The 696-nt window shown below is 50.3% G+C and carries 1 protein-coding gene; it reads right to left on the bottom strand.

Features of this window, described 5'->3' with window-relative positions; translation table 11 throughout:
* Nucleotides 1-696, bottom strand: a 696-nt coding sequence (locus tag R8O10_RS25205; protein ID WP_318191954.1) for a S8 family serine peptidase, incomplete at both ends; no start/stop codon positions are given.

The following is a 696-nucleotide window of genomic DNA, read 5'->3' as shown; positions in this document are numbered from 1 at the left end:
TGTTCGGCTTACCTCCACCTTTTCCGCCGCCCTTACCACCACCAGAACCAGCAACCGTGATGTTATCGCTCCATCCACTCCAGAACAAAGAACCATCGCTTTGCTGAATGGTGCCAACACGATAATGCACTTCGCCATTGGCGCTGGAATCTTCAAACGTCGTGGCCGTAGGGTCGAGAACATCCCAACTGCTTAGGCTTTGCCATCGATTACGTTTTGCATTCCAACTCTCGCGTTCGACTCTAAAGCCTGCAATGGCATCCTGATCCCCCAAGTAGTTCCAATTGAGAAAGACAATACTATTGGTGATCGAGATAGAAAGAGCTTCTGGTGCCTTAACGACTAGAGGAGGAGGCGGTGGCGGTTCCGAAGGTGTTGCAGTCAGAGCTCCCACCAAATTAAGTCGTCCGTATTGAGAGATGCTCTGTAAATCTTGTCCATCAGCACCTATTGGATCCGCTCCTTGTTCCAACATCATACGAATCATCTGGTTACAAGGTACGCCAGAGGCATCTTGGCAAGTTGCAGGATCGGATAACTGATCTGCATATTTGTATGCCCAAAGTAACGCAGCTGCGCCAGCAACATGAGGACTGGCCATGGATGTACCCGACTGCCAATGCAGACAGGCGTCATTATCGTAATCGAAGGTGCCACACTGCTCATTTGGCATCGTCGAGAGAATACTGTCACCGG

This window comes from Vibrio sp. 1727, assembly GCF_033344415.1.
Classification (GTDB): Bacteria; Pseudomonadota; Gammaproteobacteria; order Enterobacterales; family Vibrionaceae; genus Vibrio; species Vibrio alginolyticus.
This window is presented reverse-complemented; position numbering and strand designations above follow the sequence as displayed.